Source organism: Dickeya chrysanthemi NCPPB 402, from assembly GCF_000406105.1.
GTDB lineage: Bacteria > Pseudomonadota > Gammaproteobacteria > Enterobacterales > Enterobacteriaceae > Dickeya > Dickeya chrysanthemi.
On sequence record NZ_CM001974.1, the window covers coordinates 3374628 to 3391761 of the forward strand.

Genomic DNA, 17134 nt, shown 5'->3' on the forward strand with positions numbered 1-17134 from the left:
CGCTATCCTCAAAGAAAACTTAGCCTTTACCGATCAGCAGCGACAGCAATCCCGCCGCTATCAGCGGCCCTACCGGCACACCACGGAATAACGCTACCCCCATGACCGTACCAACCAACAAACCGGCCACCACCGATGGCTGATTGCTCATCAGCACGACGCCGCGCCCGCCCAACCAGGAAACGGCGACACCGATCGCCACCGCCAGTAACGATTTCCAGTGCAGAAAGGAGGATAGCACGTCGCCGGCGGAGATCTTGCCGCTGGCAATCGGCGCCATGACGCCGATCGTCAGCACCAACACCCCAAAAGACAGGCCGTATTTTTCCACCCACGGGAAATAGTGATTCAACGGCGTAATACGCACCGCAACCAGAAACAGGATAGCCAGGGTCACGGTCATGTTCTGGCTGATGATACCGAGGGCGGCCAGCGCCAGTAAGATAAGCAACGTCGGGTCAAAAACGCCCATAAAACATATCCTTGCCGAAATCAGTCGATGCACAGGCGGGGAATAATAGCACTCATTGGACAGAGAACAGCAGCAAGACTGCTACGCAGACGGGAACCGACCGGTGGTAAACATCAGGTGAAACCTACTATTCGATTTCATCAGACGAATGAAAACATCGTTCTGGCAACCGGAAACCGTCGCCGCCTGCCAGAACGTAAACGATTGCGCCGTTAGTCCAGCTTAACGCCCAGACGGTGTGCGACTTCTTCGTAGGCTTCAATCAGGCCGCCCAGGCTCTGACGAAAACGGTCTTTATCCATCTTGTTCAGGGTTTCTTTATCCCACAGACGGCTGCCGTCCGGCGAGAACTCATCGCCCAGCACCACTTCGCCCTTGAACAGACCGAACTCCAGCTTAAAGTCCACCAGAATCAGGCCGGCATCGCCAAACAGCTTGCTCAGTACGTCATTGGCTTTGTAGCTCAGTTCCTTCATCCGCGCCAGATTCTCTTCGCTTACCCAGCCGAAGGTCTTGCAGTAGGACTCGTTCACCATCGGGTCGTGCATCGCGTCGTTTTTCAGGAACAGGTCGAACAACGGCGGATTAAGCACTTCCCCTTCCGTAATACCCAGACGTTTGACCAGCGATCCCGCCGCGCGGTTACGCACCACGCACTCAACCGGCACCATCTCCAACTTCTTCACCAGCACTTCCGTATCCGACAGCAGGCTCACCATCTGGGTTGGGATCCCGGCTTCTTCCAGCTTGGTCATGATGAAGTGGTTGAACTTGTTGTTCACCATCCCTTTACGATCAAACTGCTCAATGCGAGCACCATCCCCTGCTGACGTATCATTGCGGAACTCCAGCACCAGAAGATCCGGATCTTCCGTGGTGTAGACCGTTTTCGCTTTTCCGCGATACAACTCAGCTAGCTTTTGCATCTTTCATTACTCCACACAAGTAAGGGCCACCCGCACCGGGCCCGTTAATTGAACGTGTTGATAAATCCATCACGTTATAAATCCATCACGTTAATGACTAAATGAAGAAGGGCCGGAGAACCCGACCCTTTTGCGTTTTACGACTTGCTGAACGCGGCCTGCAATACGGCGACCAGCGCATCATTTTGCGACTGACTTAGCGTATGTCCTTTTGAGTCGATGAATTGCAGCGTACTGCGGTTACCCAAATCACCGACTTGCAGTTTGTAATCGCCGTTCGGCAATTCCGGATCGCGCGCGCCCAGTTCATTCCAGGTGCTGCTGCCCGGTGCTTTATAGTTGACAGACACCGACCCTTGCGGGCGACTGCGATCGCTAATGGTCATGCCAACCTTCTCCAGCGCCTTCGGCAGACGGTCCCATACCTGATTGTAGGAACCGCGGACCACCAACAACGGCAGGCCGGAGTCATCAGCGCCGCTCTGAACATTCAGCTGCTGACTGTTGCGGCTAGCTTGCGCGCTGTCATTATCGTTCAGGCGTTTATCCAGCTCGTCCGACAAGGTATTGAGCATCAACGCGGTATAACGCTGAGTTTCGCTACTATCTGTCACCGGGCTGGTATTCTGCTGCAGATCCAGCAGCTTCACGCTCAGCGCCAATTGATACCCTTGCGTCTGCAAAGTCACCTGATAACGCGCCTGATGCGCCACATCCTCATCTTCACGCTTCCAGTTGATCCAATCGGTCGTCAGCGTCCGGCTGGCATCCTGACGGCTGGCAATCGTATAACCTTTCGACTGCATAACCTGCGTCAACACCGCCCACAAACTGCTGTTGCGCGCATTATTTTCCAGTAACAGCGTAGCGGTATTACCCGATACCTGACCGCGGGAACCATTCAACAAAGCCAATGGCTGCATCGGCGGACGAATATCCAACGCCTTGCCTACCGGCCCATTCTGGTTGACCGGAGGAATATCGAAATCCCCATTCTGCAACGGCAGAATCAAACCGGGCGGCACATCCAGCGCCCGGTGATCAGGAGTTTTCAGATAGGATTCATCGCCGTTGACCTGACGCTTGTAGCGTTGATCGCTGGTACAGGCGGCCAGCAACATGATCAGCGAAACACCGACAACCTTTGCCACCATCGACTTTTGCAATGAAGAACTCATCAAATCTCCCTAACGGTTACAGCAGACCCGCCTGCTTCATAGCCTGCGCCATCACGTCGCGACCGGCATCGGTCAGCGGCGTCATCGGCAGACGAAGCGTATCGGTCGCCATCAATCCCAATGCCTTACAGGCCCATTTCACCGGAATCGGATTGGGTTCAACAAACAGCTTCTGATGCAACGGCATCAAGCGCTGATTCAGACGGCGGGCTTCGACGAAATTCCCTTGTGCCGCCAGCTCGCACAGCGAGGCCATTTCACGGGCCGCGATGTTGGCCGTCACGGAAATCACGCCGTTGCCGCCCAGTTGCATAAAGTCCAGCGAGCTGGCGTCATCGCCGCTCAGCAAAATGAAATCTTCATGAACCAGCTCTTGGATCTGGCTAACCCGGCTTAAGTTCCCGGTCGCTTCCTTGATGGCGACAATATTTTTGATTTCCGACAGACGGGCGACGGTTTCCGGCAACATGTCACAACCGGTACGAGACGGCACGTTGTAGAGGATCTGCGGCAGGTCGGTATGTTCGGCAATCGCCTTAAAGTGCAGGAACAAACCGTGCTGAGTCGGTTTGTTGTAATACGGCGTCACGGTCAGACAGCCGGCTACGCCGGTACCGTTGAAGCGCTGGGTAAGGGAAATCGCCTCAGCAGTCGAATTAGCGCCGGTACCGGCGATCACCGGAATACGGCCATCGCTTAATTCCAGCGTCAGCATCACCACATCGCCATGCTCATCGTGGCTCAAGGTGGCGGACTCGCCGGTGGTGCCCACCGACACAATTGCGGACGTGCCGCTAGCGACATGATAATCAATCAGTTTTTTCAGGCTTGCACGATCAACGGCACCTTTATCGTCCATCGGCGTAACCAGAGCAACAATACTACCCGTAAACATTGGCCATCCCCTCCACAAACAAGTGCTTCATGGTACTTTTGACTTCTATGCAAAAGCAAGCTTACAACCGCGGTTGTCAGCGCTTGGCAGGTGGTTTTTTTTATGTTTACCATGTTACTCCCAACATTTTGTACAGGAAGCACTATTTTGCCTCGCCCACAAGAACACTATCTGGTCATTACCGCGTTGGGGACCGATCGTCCCGGTATCGTCAATACGATCACCCGCCACGTTAGTAGCTGTGGTTGCAACATCGAAGATAGCCGACTTGCGATGCTGGGCACGGAGTTCACCTTTATCATGCTGCTCTCCGGCAGTTGGAACGCGATTACGCTCATCGAGTCTACTCTGCCGCAGAAAGGCGCCGAACTGGATTTGCTGATTGTGATGAAACGTACCGAATCGCAGTCCCGCCCGCCGATGCCGGCTACCGTGTGGGTCAAAGTGGATGTTGCCGACTCACCACACATCATCGAACGCTTTACTGATCTGTTCGATTCCCATCAAATGAACATCGCTGAGCTGGTCTCCAAAACCCGCCCCGCCGATGGCGATATGCCGCCGCAACTGTACATCCAGATTACGGCGCACAGCCCGGCGGCGTTGGCGGGTTCAATTATTGAGCCGGCCTTTTATCAGCTATGTACAGAACTGCACGCACAAGGCAGTATTAGCGTTGTGAACTATCCACAGCACGAAGAGAAAGATGGAGAGTAGTGATGACCACACTGAAAGCCGGTGATATTGCACCGAAATTTAGCTTGCCCGACCAGGATGGCGAACAAGTTAATTTGGCCGACTTCCAGGGACAACGGGTGTTGGTGTATTTCTATCCCAAGGCCATGACGCCAGGTTGCACCGTGCAAGCCTGTGGGCTTCGCGATAACATGGACGAGCTGAAGAAATTCGGCGTTGAGGTTCTGGGGGTAAGCACCGATAAGCCGGAAAAACTGTCCCGTTTTGCGGAAAAAGAACTGCTGAACTTTACCCTGCTGGCCGACGAAGATCACCAGGTAGCGGAACAGTTCGGCGTCTGGGGTGAAAAAAACTTTATGGGAAAAACCTATGACGGCATTCACCGCGTTAGTTTTCTGATCAATGCTGAAGGTCACATCGAAAAAGTCTTCGATGATTTCAAAACCAGTAATCACCACGATATCGTGCTGAATTACCTGAAGGGCGCCTGACGCTTTTCCACGCCTGATTAATTGCCGACGCGTTATTCGATGCGTCGGCAAACCGTTTTTCATACCGCATTTTCCGTTGTTAAGTCGCCTTTTTCCCCTGTTCGTGTTTCATTGTGTGCCGTCGCTGGCTAAGATGATGACCATTCTTTCAGGCTGTTCGAAAGGTTGTATTCGTTATGTCCTCTCGGTTCAAACAGACGGTCATTGCCATGCTGGCAGGCGCGCTGCTAAGCGCAAGTCCTCAGGGATTCCCGGCCACGACCCAGGACACGCTGCCGGATATCGGCACCACCGCCGGCGGCACGCTCAGTATTAATCAGGAACTGGTGATGGGAGATTTTTACCTGCGCCAGCTACGCGCAGGCGCACCGTTGATTAATGACCCGCTGCTGTTGCAATACATCAATCAGTTGGGGGGACGGCTGGTTAAATCCGCCGACTCCGTGCGTACGCCGTTCCATTTCTTCCTGGTTAATAACGACGAAATCAACGCCTTCGCCTTCTTCGGCGGCAATGTGGTGCTGCATTCCGGGCTATTCCGTCATGTAGAAAATGAAAGCGAGCTGTCCTCGATACTGGCGCACGAAATATCCCACGTCACTCAGCGCCATCTGGCTCGCGCGATGGAAGCGCAGAAAGCCAGCGCGCCTCTGGCCTGGGCCGGCGCATTCGGCTCATTGCTACTGGCGATGGCCAACCCACAGGCAGGTTTTGCCGCACTCAGCGGGACGCTGGCAGGGGCGCAGCAAAGCGTCATCAGTTTTACCCAATCCAATGAACAGGAAGCGGATCGCATCGGGATTCAGGTACTGCAACGCGCCGGGTTCGACCCGCAGGCAATGCCTAATTTCCTGCAACGGCTGGCAGACGCCTCGCGTTACGCCACCAAACCACCGGAGATGCTGCTGACGCACCCGTTGCCGGAAAGCCGGCTGTCGGACGCCCGCAATCGCGCCAACCAGATGAAATCGACGCCGGTGCACTCTTCGCAAGATTTTTTGTTCGCCAAGGCGCGCGTATTGGGGATGTATGGTTCACAAGACAACCCGTACGGCGCCGCGCTACTGGATAATTGGGCTAAAGGCAACGCACGTGAGCAACAGGCGGCGCAATATGGGCGCGCCATTCGCGCTTATCAGGCCAAGAAATACGATGACGCACGCGCCACGCTCCAGCCGTTACTGGATAAGTCGCCGTCAAACCCCTGGTTTCTTGATTTGATGACCGATATCGATATCGGCCAACAGCGCGCCGACCAGGCCGCCGCCCGTTTGCAGAAAGTGCCGGATGCGCAAGACAACCCGGTGTTGCAGCTCAATCTGGCGAATGCGATGGTGGAAAGCCGCAAGTCGGCCGATGCTATCCGCATTCTGCGTAAATACACATACGCCCATCCCGACGATTCAAACGGCTGGGATTTACTGGCGCAGGCTTGTGCCGCACAGAATATGCGCAGCGAAGAACTGGCGTCACGGGCGGAAAGCCTGGCGCTGACCGGGAAGCTGGATCAAGCTATTCGCTTGCTGAGCAACGCCAGCTCGCAAAGTAAGCTCGGCAGTCTCGATCAGGCCCGCTACGATGCCCGCATCGATCAGCTTCGTGCGCTACAGCAACGTTTCCATCCTTATGAAAAATCTTGAAAAAGGTGAAAGGAATGAGTCAATCGGTAACCATTTATCATAATCCGCGCTGTTCCAAGAGCCGTGAAACGCTGGCCTTGCTGCAGCAACAAGGCATAGAACCGCAAGTGGTGTTGTATCTGGACACGCCGCCGGATGCCGCTACGCTCAGCCAGTTGATAACACAGTTGGGGTTTGCCGGCGCGCGCGAGCTGATGCGCCGCAAAGATGATCTGTACCGGGAGTTGAATCTGGACGACGACAACCTGACCGAGGCTCAATTAATCGAAGCGATGGTCACTCACCCGAAACTGATTGAACGCCCGATTGTGATTGCCAACGGCCGCGCTAAACTCGGCCGCCCGCCGGAGCAAGTGCTGGATATTCTGTGACGGGCCGGATTACAGCCCGAGGATCTCTTTGACGAAAGGAATCGTCAGTTTACGCTGTGCTGTAATGGAGGCGCGGTCCAGTTGGTCCAGCGTCATAAACAGGGTACGCATTTCCCGATCCAGCCGTTTCAGCAGAAAACGGCTAACGTCTTCCGGCAATTCAAAACCGCGCAACCGGGCGCGTAGCTGTAGCGCTTCGCCCTTCTCTTGATCCGACAGCGGCTGCAGCCGGTAGATCTGCCCCCAATCAAGACGCGAGGCCAAATCAGCCAGTTGCAGATTGATCTGACGCGGCGGACGATCGCCGGTGATCAGCAGCCGGGTGCGCCCGCCTTCCTGAATACGGTTGTAGAGATTAAACAGCGCCATTTCCCACACCTCGTCGCCGGCTATCGACTCAATATTATCGATGCACACCAACGCCAGCTGTTCCATGCCTTCCAACACATCCGGAACGAAATAGGCGCGTTTATCCAGCGGGACATAACCGACCGCACGGCCGAGACGCGATAACTCTGCACAGGCGGCATGCAACAAGTGGCTACGTCCACCGCCTTCGCGTGACCAAAAATAGATGTAGCTGCCGTGTTCCTGATCCAGCGTCGTGTGAATGGCAGCCAGCAGAGACGTGTTTTCTCCCGGATAGAAACTGGCGAAAGTTTCGTCATCGGGTAAGTAGAGTGGCAATGATAACTGTGCCGGTGTGTTCAGAAGCACCTCAAACCAAACAGGCAGGAAAACGGGACAAGTTTAGCATAGAAACCTTTTGCGATTGAACCGGCAGACCGCCGGTTCGCCGCATTGCCCGCCAACATGCCGACGGGCCGGTAAATTATTGTGCGGAAGTTCGCTCATCCGCCGCATCAATCACCTCTTCCTCCTTGTTGAACAGGCTGATAACGCGGAACACCACACTCAGAATGACCCCAACCACGGTGGCCAGCGCCATCCCTTTCAGTTCGACCGCACCCAGATGGATCTTCGCGCCGCTGACGCCAATGATCAGGATCACTGACGTCAGGATCAGGTTCTGCGCCTTGTTGTAATCCACTTTGGATTCAATCAACACCCGAATACCGGATGCGGCGATAACGCCGTACAGCAGCAGCGACACGCCGCCCATCACCGGAACCGGCACCGCCTGGATTGCCGCCGCCAGCTTACCGACGCAGGAGAGCAGAATCGCAATCACCGCCGCCCCGCCAATAACCCAGGTACTGTAAACCCTGGTGATCGCCAGCACGCCGATATTCTCGCCATATGTCGTGTTCGGGGTGGAACCAAAGAAACCGGACAACATGGTAGAGACGCCGTTGGCGAACAACGAACGGTGCAGACCCGGTTCGCGCATCAAATCCTTCTTCACGATATTGGCGGTCACCACCAGATGACCAATGTGCTCGGCCACCACCACCAGTGCGGCCGGCAACACCGTCAACATCGCCACCCACTCAAAGCGCGGCGTATAAAAAGTCGGCAAGGCGAACCAGTGCGCCTGAACGATCGGCGTCAAATCCACCATGCCCATCGCGAAAGAGAGCGCATACCCCACCAGAACCCCGATCAGGATCGGAATAATCGCCAGAAAACCACGGAACAAGACGGAACCCAGCACCGTGACCACCAACGTCACCAGCGAGACGGTGACGGTTTTGCCGTCCATCTCCGTCCCCGTAGCCGGCAGCAGCCCTGCCATGTTGGCCGCCACGCCCGCCAGCTCCAGCCCGATCACCGCCACAATCGCGCCCATCGCCGCCGGCGGGAAAATCACGTTCAGCCAGCCGGTTCCGACTTTTTTCACCAGCAACGCCACCAGACAAAACAGCGCGCCACACAGAATAAAACCGCCCAGCGCCACTTCATATCCCTGCGGCAACAGCAAAAATACCGGCGAAAGAAACGCAAAACTGGACCCCAGATACGCCGGGATTTTTCCTTTACAGATAAACAGATAGAACAGCGTACCAATACCGTTGAACAGCAGTACCGTCGCCGGATTGATCTTGAACAGGATCGGCACCAGTACGGTGGCGCCGAACATCGCGAACAGATGCTGGAAACTCAGCGGTATCGTTTGCAAAAGCGGGGGGCGTTCACTGACGCCGATGGCGCGACGAGTCATCGTGTTTTCCTCTGTGTCTCAGACTGAAAAATACCGGGAACCCCGGCAGAAAGTTCAGCGTCGACCACTTTCCATCGACGCTGAAAAAATCTCGCCATCCGTGGAATGCGCAGGGACAATCCGTTAAGTCAGAAACGGGCGGTTCATACGCAAAAAAAAAGCCGACTCTACAGTCGGCCGGCTATCACTTGGTACCAAACAGCTTGTCGCCTGCATCGCCCAGGCCCGGCATAATGTAGCCGTGTTCATTGAGGCCCTTGTCGATCGACGCGGTATACAGCTCCACATCCGGGTGCGCTTTTTCCAGCGCGGCGATACCTTCCGGCGCCGCCACCAGTACCAGCACCTTGATGCTGCGGCAACCCGCTTTCTTCAGCAGATCGATAGTGGCAATCATCGACCCGCCGGTCGCCAGCATCGGGTCAACGACCAGCGCCATACGCTCATCAATATTGGACGCCAGCTTCTGAAAATAGGGCACCGGCTCCAGCGTTTTTTCGTCGCGGTACATCCCCACCACGCTGATGCGCGCACTCGGTACGTTTTCCAGCACCCCTTCCATCATGCCGAGGCCGGCACGCAGAATCGGTACGACGGTAATTTTTTTACCTTTGATTTGGTCGACTTCAACCGAACCGCACCAGCCTTCGATGGTCACTTTTTCCGTCGCCAGATCGGCGGTGGCTTCGTATGTCAGCAGACTGCCGACTTCAGACGCCAGTTCACGGAAACGCTTGGTACTGATATCGTGCTCGCGCATCAGACCTAGTTTATGTTTGACGAGCGGGTGTTTCACCTCGACGATTTTCATTACTTTTTTACTCCCCATCGGCAGTGGACGGCCAAAAAAATCGCGGGATTATACCGCTTTTTCAAATGTACGCCATAGATTCAAGTCTGATCCAAATCAAGCAAAAACGGAAATTATCGCCGTCAATCCGCTACCCCGCCGACAACGGCCGTCGCCCTGTGCCGACGAAACCGCCACAGGCGAAAGACACCGCTCGCAAACGTTTGCTTACGCTGCTAGAATTAGCGCGCTCCATTTTTTAAACCAATCGTAACCTCCGTGGGGACTTCCGCAGTGACCGATAAAACCTCTCTCAGCTATAAAGACGCAGGCGTGGATATTGATGCTGGCAATGCATTGGTAGACCGTATCAAAGGTGTAGTGAAACAGACCCGTCGCCCGGAAGTTATGGGTGGATTGGGCGGTTTCGGTGCCCTGTGCGCCTTACCGCAAAAATACCGCGAACCGGTACTGGTTTCCGGTACCGATGGGGTGGGTACTAAACTGCGTCTGGCGATGGACCTGCAACGTCACGATACGATTGGTATCGACCTGGTGGCGATGTGCGTCAACGACCTGGTGGTACAAGGCGCCGAGCCGCTGTTCTTCCTGGATTATTACGCCACCGGTAAGCTGGATGTGGACACCGCAGCTCGCGTTATCACCGGTATCGCCGAAGGCTGCAAACAATCCGGCTGTGCGCTGGTCGGCGGCGAAACCGCTGAAATGCCCGGCATGTACCACGGCGACGATTACGACGTAGCCGGTTTCTGCGTCGGCGTGGTCGAGAAAGCCGAGATTATCGACGGCAGCAAAGTACGCGAAGGCGACGCGTTGATCGCACTGGCCTCCAGCGGCCCGCACTCCAACGGTTACTCGCTGATTCGCAAAATTCTTGAAGTGAGTGGTGCTAATCCGGAACAGGTGCAACTGGATGGCAAACCGCTGGCTGACCATCTGCTGTCGCCGACTAAAATCTACGTTAAATCCGTGCTGTCGCTGATCGAAAATGTGGACGTACACGCCATTTCCCACCTGACCGGCGGCGGCTTCTGGGAAAACATTCCGCGCGTACTGCCGGAAGGTATGCAGGCGACCATTGATGAATCCAGCTGGCAGTGGCCGCCGGTATTCCAATGGTTGCAGCAAAACGGCAACGTCAGCCGCCACGAAATGTACCGCACGTTTAACTGCGGCGTAGGCATGATCATTGCTCTGCCGGCCGACCTGGCGGATAAAGCCATCGAACACCTCAACGGCAATGGTGAAACCGCCTGGAAAATCGGTGTCATTACCCGCACCGACGGCGGAGAAACCGTGGTCATTCAGTGATGAAAAACATCGTCGTCCTGATTTCTGGTCAGGGGAGTAATCTGCAGGCGTTGATTGACGCCTGCCAGCATGGACGTCTTGCCGGGCGAATCACTGCGGTGCTGAGTAACAATCCCGATGCGTTCGGGTTGGAACGCGCCCGTGACGCCGGCATCGCTACCCATGCGTTGCTGCCCGGCGATTACGCCAGCCGAGCCGATTTTGATGAGGCGCTGGCAATCGAAATCGAGAAATATCAACCCGATGTGGTGCTGCTGGCCGGATACATGCGTATCCTCAGCGCCGGATTCGTCGCTCGTTTCCTCGGCAAAATGCTGAATATCCACCCGTCGCTGCTGCCGAAGTATCCCGGTCTGCACACCCATCGCAAGGCGCTGGAAAACGGCGACAGCGAGCACGGCACGTCGGTACACTTCGTGACCGAAGAACTGGACGGCGGCCCGGTTATCTTGCAAGCCAGAGTGCCGATTTTCCCCGGTGATACCGAGCAGGATATTCAGGAACGGGTGCAAACGCAGGAGCACAGCATCTATCCGCTGGTCGTCGGTTGGTTTCTGGCCGGACGTTTGGCGTTGCGCGACCATCAAGCCTGGCTCGACGGCGAGGTTGTTCCTCCCGGCGGTTACGCCGCCGAATAAAGACCACCCTCTCGCCCCGGCGCATCGCATTACCGGGGCGTTATTCCGCTCATCTGTTCATAACGCGTCCATCCCGGGCCGATCTCTTTTTTTCTGGATAATGACCTTCGTCACAAAGGTTACGGAATTGTATGTAACCGCTTTCATCACTGTGACCTGACTCACGCAGTCTCTCCATAACGCCTGACAGAATAGGCCCGAACAGCTTGAGTGTCAGAGGGCGCCCCGTGAACTTTTTCTTCTGTGGTGAGTATGCATGATTACCATCCGTGATGTCGCGCGTCAGGCGGGCGTTTCCATTGCCACGGTTTCCCGTGTGCTCAATAACAACAATGCGGTCACCCAGCAAACGCGCGAGCTGGTGTTGCAAACGGTCGAGCAATTGGGCTATCGCCCGAATGCCAATGCGCAAGCGCTGGCATCGCAGGTCAGCGACACTATCGGCGTGGTGGTGATGGACGTGTCGGACCCGTTCTTCGGCGCGATGGTCAAAGCGGTGGATACGGTGGCGCAGCGGCTGCAAAAGCATGTACTGATTAACAATTCCTATCATCAGGAAGAAAAGGAACGGCATGCTATTGAAGTGCTGATACGCCAGCGCTGCAACGCGCTGATCGTGCATGCCAAAGCCTTATCCGACGAGGAATTAGCGGCGTTTATGGATCAAGTTCCCGGCATGGTGCTGATCAACCGGCTGCTGCCAGATTACCCGCACCGCTGCGTCTGTCTGGACAACGTCAGCGGCGCCATGATGGCGACCCGCATGTTGTTGCAGCAAGGGCATCAGCGCATTGGTTATCTCCGCTCCAGCCACCCGATAGAAGACGTAACGGAACGACTCACCGGCTGGCGACAGGCATTGCAGGAACACGGTATCGAAGCCCCCGACGAGTGGGTAGCCGGCGGCGAGCCCGACCTGCAAGGCGGTGAAGCGGCGATGGTGGAACTGCTGGGGCGTAACCAGCAGTTGACCGCCGTGTTCGCCTACAACGACGGCATGGCGGCCGGCGCGCTGATGGCGCTAAAAGATAATGGCATTCCGGTGCCGGAGCGGTTTTCGGTGATCGGTTTCGACGATATCCCTATTTCCCGTTACACCGATCCACGCCTGACCACCATCCGCTACCCTATTATTTCTATGGCGAAAATCGCTACGGAGCTAGCGTTGAAAGGGGCGGCCGGCCTGCTGGATCCAACGGCCAGACACTGTTTCATGCCGACGCTGGTACGGCGGCATTCGGTGGCCACGCGCTAAAATGTGGAAGCGGTCACTAATTCTTTCAAATCATCCATGTAACCGCTTTCAATTTGTGAGTAAATTCACAGTTAATTAACATTGCGCTCTCTATGATGAGGGCGTACTGCGTAGGCCGGACGCCTTGTAATACGGCAGCTAATCAGTCAATTAGCTGGGCGGCCGCCTTGGCGAAAACGTTCACAATATCGGTTTCAGCATGTTGTTTGTTTCAGGATGTATTACCAGGCAACGTCGCCAAACCAGCGAGCATTGTCTGAAAACAGGGAAGTCAGGCTTTTAAGCGGGCCATGCCTGCAAACTCCATCAGGCTGGCGTTACCCGCCACTGATGACGACTAACTGACTGCCGTACTACGTCTACCTTGCGTTGTGCGGCCGGACTGAGAACTACCCTGCATAAACCCGGAGATATCATGAATAAGAAGGTTTTCACTCTCACCGCCCTGGTTGCCAGCATGATGTTCGGAGCTACCGCCCATGCCGCGGATACCCGTATCGGCGTCACTATCTACAAATACGACGACAACTTCATGTCGATGGTGCGCAAGGATATTGAAAAAGAAGCCAAGGCCCTGGGTGGCGTTGAACTGCTGATGAACGACTCGCAGAACGACCAATCCAAACAGAACGATCAGGTAGACGTGCTGCTGGCTAAAGGTGTGAAAGCGTTGGCTATCAACCTGGTTGACCCGGCTGCTGCCGCCATCGTGGTGCAGAAAGCGAAAGCCGCCGACGTGCCGGTGGTGTTCTTCAACAAAGAACCGAATGCGAAAGTTCTGGCCAGCTACGATAAAGCCTACTACGTCGGTACCGATTCCAAAGAGTCCGGCATCATTCAGGGCCAGTTGATCGCCAAACACTGGAAAGCGAACGCCTCCTGGGATCTGAATAAAGACGGCACTATTCAGTACGCGCTGCTGAAAGGCGAGCCGGGTCATCCGGATGCCGAAGCCCGTACCAAATATGTGGTAGACACCCTGACCAAAGAAGGGGCGAAAGTCCAGCAGTTGCAGATGGACACCGCCATGTGGGATACCGCGATGGCCAAAGACAAGGTTGACGCCTGGATGTCCGGCCCTAACGCCAACAAGATTGAAGTGCTGATCGCCAACAATGACGCAATGGCGATGGGTGCAGTCGAAGCGCTGAAAGCCCACAACAAGAGCAGCATTCCGGTATTCGGCGTTGACGCCCTGCCGGAAGCGCTGTCGCTGGTTAAATCCGGCGCACTGGCCGGTACTGTGCTGAATGACGCCGACAACCAAGCCAAGGCCACGATTGACCTGGCGAAGAATCTGGCGCTGGGCAAACCGGCGGGTGAAGGCACCAGCTTCAAAATTGAAAACAAGGTGGTTCGCGTGCCTTACGTGCCGGTTGATAAAGACAATCTGGCGCAATTCACGAAGTAATCTCATCGGGGCGCAGCAACCGCTGCGCCCTCTACTGTTTGAGCGAATGATTTTCTCAGCCAGGCAGTCATATTCAGTCTGGCAACGTTTCAGCCAGGTACTTATTTCGACCAGGTAAAATATGACCAGTGACACTCTAACCACTCAGCGCGAATTCCTGCTGGAGATGACCAATATCAGTAAGTCGTTTCCCGGTGTAAAGGCATTGGATAATGTCAACCTGAAGGTGCGCCCCCACTCCATCCATGCTCTGATGGGAGAAAACGGCGCAGGAAAATCGACTCTACTGAAATGTCTGTTCGGCATTTATCAGAAAGATTCAGGCAGCATTCAATTCCAGGGGCAGGAAATCGATTTCAAAAGCGCGAAAGAAGCGCTGGAGAATGGTGTATCCATGGTGCACCAGGAGTTGAACCTGGTTTTGCAACGTTCGGTTATGGATAACATGTGGCTCGGCCGTTATCCCAAAAAAGGGTTGTTCGTCGATCAGGAAAAAATGTATCGCGACACCAAAGCCATTTTCGATGAACTGGATATCGATATCGACCCGCGCGATAAAGTCGCGGTGTTGTCGGTGTCGCAGATGCAGATGATCGAAATCGCCAAAGCATTCTCCTACAATGCCAAAATCGTCATCATGGACGAGCCCACCTCGTCACTGACGGAAAAAGAGGTGAACCATCTGTTCACTATCATCCGTAAACTGAAAGACCGGGGCTGCGGCATTGTTTACATCTCCCACAAAATGGAAGAGATCTTCCAGCTGTGTGATGAAATCACCGTATTGCGTGATGGTCAGTGGGTTGCCACCCAACCGTTGGATGGCCTGAATATGGACCAGATCATCGCCATGATGGTCGGCCGCTCCCTCAATCAACGCTTTCCGGACAAAACCAACACCCCCGGCGACGTCATGCTGGAAGTACGCGGTTTGACCTCAATGCGCCAGCCCTCGATCCGCGACGTGTCGTTTGACCTGCGCGAGGGGGAGATTCTGGGTATTGCCGGTCTGGTCGGCGCCAAACGCACCGATATCGTCGAAACCCTGTTCGGTATCCGTGAAAAACTCAGCGGCACCATCAAACTGCATGGCAAAGACATCAACAACCATACCGCCAACGAGGCGATCAACAACGGTTTTGCGCTGGTCACCGAAGAGCGTCGTTCCACCGGTATCTATGCCTATCTGGATGTCGGCTTCAACTCGCTGATTTCCAATATCCACAAATACAAGAACAGTCTCGGCCTGCTGGATAACAAGCGCATGAAAAGCGATGTGCAGTGGGTCATTGATTCCATGCGGGTAAAAACCCCTGGACACCACACCGCCATCGGCTCGTTATCCGGCGGTAACCAGCAGAAAGTCATCATCGGACGCTGGCTGCTGACCCAGCCGGAAATTCTGATGTTGGATGAGCCGACCCGCGGCATCGACGTGGGCGCCAAATTCGAGATTTATCAGTTGATTTCAGAACTGGCGAAAAAAGGCAAAGGAATCATCATCATTTCATCCGAAATGCCGGAATTGCTGGGCATCACCGACCGCATTCTGGTGATGAGTAATGGCCTCGTCGCAGGCATTGTCGAAACCAAGAACACCACGCAGAACGAAATTCTCCGTTTAGCGTCGTTACACCTTTAATGATGTAAGGGCTGTTACCATGAAAGCTACAACAACAAAAAGTGCGCTCACCTGGCTGAAAGACAGTGGCATTTACGCCGTACTGCTGGTATTGCTGGTGATTATTATTATCCAGGATCCCACCTTCCTCAGCCTCACTAACCTGAGTAACATTCTTACCCAGTCTTCGGTGCGCGTCATTATCGCACTCGGCGTGGCCGGGCTTATCGTCACCCAGGGTACCGACCTGTCGGCGGGGCGTCAGGTCGGCCTCGCCGCCGTGGTCGCGGCCACACTGCTGCAGGCGATGGACAACAGCAACAAAGTGTTCCCGCATCTGGAAACCATGCCGATCCCGCTGGTCATCCTGATCGTCTGTGCTATCGGCGCGCTGATCGGTCTGGTCAACGGTATTATCATCGCCTACCTGAAAGTGACGCCGTTCATCACCACATTGGGTACGATGATCATCGTTTACGGTATCAACTCCCTGTATTACGACATCGTCGGCGCATCGCCGATTGCCGGCTTTGACGAACGTTTCTCTACCTTCACGCAGGGCTTTGTGCGCCTCGGCGACTTCAAACTGTCCTACATCACGTTCTATGCCGCGATTGCGTCACTGTTCGTGTGGATTTTGTGGAATAAAACCCGTTTTGGTAAAAACATTTTCGCTATCGGCGGCAACCCGGAAGCGGCCAAAGTGTCCGGCGTCAACGTATCGCTGAACCTGATTCTGGTGTACATGTTGTCCGGTGTGTTCTATGCCTTCGGCGGTATGCTGGAAGCCGGCCGTATCGGCAGTGCTACCAACAACCTGGGCTTTATGTACGAACTCGACGCCATCGCCGCGTGCGTGGTCGGCGGCGTATCCTTTGCCGGCGGCGTGGGTACGGTGGCCGGCGTCGTGACCGGGGTTATCATCTTCACCCTCATCAACTACGGCCTGACCTACATCGGCGTCAGCCCTTACTGGCAGTACATCATCAAAGGCGGCATCATTATTTTCGCCGTTGCGCTGGACTCCCTGAAATACGCCCGCAAAAAATAACGCGTGCATGCATCACCTTCTCTACCTGCCACCCCGGTGGCAGGTTTTTCTTTTTTTAACGCGCAGTAATACGTGGCGAAATCCGGGTTATCGACGGGCTTACACCCCGCCGCCGGATAGCCCGACGAAGACCTTATTTTGCACACGCGCCCGGCTGCTATAAAATAACGCTTTTGTAGATTTCCACACGGTACGCGGCTGCCTTTTCCCCGCGTTGTCCGTTATGACGCTAGCTTGTAGGGAAA

17 protein-coding genes are annotated in these 17134 nt (G+C 55.1%); 10 read left to right on the forward strand and 7 right to left on the reverse strand.

Features of this window, described 5'->3' with window-relative positions; translation table 11 throughout:
- Positions 1-19: 19 nt before the first annotated feature.
- From DCH402_RS14820 to dapA, 4 genes are all read right to left on the reverse strand, one after another.
- Positions 20-472, reverse strand: coding sequence for a DUF441 domain-containing protein (locus DCH402_RS14820; RefSeq protein ID WP_040001967.1), 453 nt, complete (start codon positions 470-472; stop codon positions 20-22).
- A gap of 212 nt (positions 473-684) precedes the next feature.
- Positions 685-1398, reverse strand: coding sequence for a phosphoribosylaminoimidazolesuccinocarboxamide synthase (gene purC / locus DCH402_RS14825; RefSeq protein ID WP_040001969.1), 714 nt, complete (start codon positions 1396-1398; stop codon positions 685-687).
- Between the two features lie 137 nt (positions 1399-1535).
- Entirely contained in the window at positions 1536-2576 is a 1041-nt protein-coding gene (gene bamC, locus DCH402_RS14830) for an outer membrane protein assembly factor BamC (protein WP_040001970.1), read from the reverse strand.
- 16 nt (positions 2577-2592) lie between these two features.
- Entirely contained in the window at positions 2593-3471 is an 879-nt protein-coding gene (gene dapA, locus DCH402_RS14835) for a 4-hydroxy-tetrahydrodipicolinate synthase (RefSeq protein ID WP_040001971.1), read from the reverse strand.
- 147 nt (positions 3472-3618) lie between these two features.
- On the opposite strand from dapA, the gene DCH402_RS14840 reads away from it, so the two are divergent.
- From DCH402_RS14840 to arsC, 4 genes are all read left to right on the forward strand, one after another.
- Positions 3619-4188: a glycine cleavage system transcriptional repressor gene (locus DCH402_RS14840; protein ID WP_040001972.1), complete on the forward strand. Its 570-nt coding sequence runs from the start codon at positions 3619-3621 to the stop codon at positions 4186-4188.
- Between the two features lie 2 nt (positions 4189-4190).
- Positions 4191-4658 carry a thioredoxin-dependent thiol peroxidase gene (gene bcp, locus DCH402_RS14845; RefSeq protein ID WP_040001973.1) on the forward strand — a complete coding sequence of 156 codons (468 nt, stop codon included), beginning with the start codon at positions 4191-4193 and terminating at the stop codon, positions 4656-4658.
- A 176-nt stretch (positions 4659-4834) separates the two neighbouring features.
- A complete protein-coding gene (gene bepA / locus DCH402_RS14850; protein ID WP_040001974.1) occupies positions 4835-6298 on the forward strand; it encodes a beta-barrel assembly-enhancing protease in 1464 nt (487 codons plus the stop codon).
- 14 nt (positions 6299-6312) lie between these two features.
- Positions 6313-6669 carry an arsenate reductase (glutaredoxin) gene (gene arsC, locus DCH402_RS14855; RefSeq protein WP_040001975.1) on the forward strand — a complete coding sequence of 119 codons (357 nt, stop codon included), beginning with the start codon at positions 6313-6315 and terminating at the stop codon, positions 6667-6669.
- A 9-nt stretch (positions 6670-6678) separates the two neighbouring features.
- On the opposite strand, the gene hda is transcribed toward arsC, so the two are convergent.
- From hda to upp, 3 genes are all read right to left on the reverse strand, one after another.
- Positions 6679-7386, reverse strand: coding sequence for a DnaA inactivator Hda (gene hda / locus DCH402_RS14860; protein WP_040001976.1), 708 nt, complete (start codon positions 7384-7386; stop codon positions 6679-6681).
- Between the two features lie 115 nt (positions 7387-7501).
- Complete coding sequence (gene uraA / locus DCH402_RS14865; RefSeq protein ID WP_040001977.1) at positions 7502-8791, reverse strand: uracil permease; 1290 nt, start codon at positions 8789-8791, stop codon at positions 7502-7504.
- A 184-nt stretch (positions 8792-8975) separates the two neighbouring features.
- Positions 8976-9602 (reverse strand): uracil phosphoribosyltransferase, encoded by a 627-nt coding sequence (gene upp / locus DCH402_RS14870; RefSeq protein ID WP_040001978.1) that lies wholly within the window; start codon positions 9600-9602, stop codon positions 8976-8978.
- Between the two features lie 273 nt (positions 9603-9875).
- On the opposite strand from upp, the gene purM reads away from it, so the two are divergent.
- From purM to mglC, 6 genes are all read left to right on the forward strand, one after another.
- On the forward strand, positions 9876-10913 hold the full coding sequence (purM, locus tag DCH402_RS14875) for a phosphoribosylformylglycinamidine cyclo-ligase (protein ID WP_040001979.1): 1038 nt from the start codon (positions 9876-9878) through the stop codon (positions 10911-10913).
- Entirely contained in the window at positions 10913-11551 is a 639-nt protein-coding gene (purN, locus tag DCH402_RS14880) for a phosphoribosylglycinamide formyltransferase (protein WP_040001980.1), read from the forward strand. Before purM ends, purN begins: the two co-directional genes overlap by 1 nt.
- A 256-nt stretch (positions 11552-11807) precedes the next feature.
- Positions 11808-12806 carry an HTH-type transcriptional regulator GalS gene (gene galS, locus DCH402_RS14885; protein ID WP_040001981.1) on the forward strand — a complete coding sequence of 333 codons (999 nt, stop codon included), beginning with the start codon at positions 11808-11810 and terminating at the stop codon, positions 12804-12806.
- A 415-nt stretch (positions 12807-13221) separates the two neighbouring features.
- Positions 13222-14217, forward strand: a complete 996-nt coding sequence (gene mglB / locus DCH402_RS14890) for a galactose/glucose ABC transporter substrate-binding protein MglB (RefSeq protein ID WP_040001982.1) — start codon at positions 13222-13224, stop codon at positions 14215-14217.
- 121 nt (positions 14218-14338) lie between these two features.
- Positions 14339-15859, forward strand: a complete 1521-nt coding sequence (gene mglA, locus DCH402_RS14895) for a galactose/methyl galactoside ABC transporter ATP-binding protein MglA (protein WP_040001983.1) — start codon at positions 14339-14341, stop codon at positions 15857-15859.
- 19 nt (positions 15860-15878) lie between these two features.
- Entirely contained in the window at positions 15879-16889 is a 1011-nt protein-coding gene (gene mglC, locus DCH402_RS14900) for a galactose/methyl galactoside ABC transporter permease MglC (protein ID WP_040001984.1), read from the forward strand.
- Positions 16890-17134: the final 245 nt, after the last annotated feature.

Excerpts from the sequence above, each read along its gene's own strand:
- arsC (WP_040001975.1), top strand. The coding sequence starts at position 6,313 with ATGAGTCAATCGGTAACCATTTATCATAATCCGCGCTGTTCCAAGAGC.
- uraA (WP_040001977.1), bottom strand. The coding sequence starts at position 8,791 with ATGACTCGTCGCGCCATCGGCGTCAGTGAACGCCCCCCGCTTTTGCAA.
- bepA (WP_040001974.1), top strand. The coding sequence starts at position 4,835 with ATGTCCTCTCGGTTCAAACAGACGGTCATTGCCATGCTGGCAGGCGCG.
- bamC (WP_040001970.1), bottom strand. The coding sequence starts at position 2,576 with ATGAGTTCTTCATTGCAAAAGTCGATGGTGGCAAAGGTTGTCGGTGTT.
- dapA (WP_040001971.1), bottom strand. The coding sequence starts at position 3,471 with ATGTTTACGGGTAGTATTGTTGCTCTGGTTACGCCGATGGACGATAAA.
- mglC (WP_040001984.1), top strand. The coding sequence starts at position 15,879 with ATGAAAGCTACAACAACAAAAAGTGCGCTCACCTGGCTGAAAGACAGT.
- purN (WP_040001980.1), top strand. The coding sequence starts at position 10,913 with ATGAAAAACATCGTCGTCCTGATTTCTGGTCAGGGGAGTAATCTGCAG.
- mglB (WP_040001982.1), top strand. The coding sequence starts at position 13,222 with ATGAATAAGAAGGTTTTCACTCTCACCGCCCTGGTTGCCAGCATGATG.
- upp (WP_040001978.1), bottom strand. The coding sequence starts at position 9,602 with ATGAAAATCGTCGAGGTGAAACACCCGCTCGTCAAACATAAACTAGGT.
- purC (WP_040001969.1), bottom strand. The coding sequence starts at position 1,398 with ATGCAAAAGCTAGCTGAGTTGTATCGCGGAAAAGCGAAAACGGTCTAC.
- mglA (WP_040001983.1), top strand. The coding sequence starts at position 14,339 with ATGACCAGTGACACTCTAACCACTCAGCGCGAATTCCTGCTGGAGATG.
- bcp (WP_040001973.1), top strand. The coding sequence starts at position 4,191 with ATGACCACACTGAAAGCCGGTGATATTGCACCGAAATTTAGCTTGCCC.
- galS (WP_040001981.1), top strand. The coding sequence starts at position 11,808 with ATGATTACCATCCGTGATGTCGCGCGTCAGGCGGGCGTTTCCATTGCC.
- DCH402_RS14820 (WP_040001967.1), bottom strand. The coding sequence starts at position 472 with ATGGGCGTTTTTGACCCGACGTTGCTTATCTTACTGGCGCTGGCCGCC.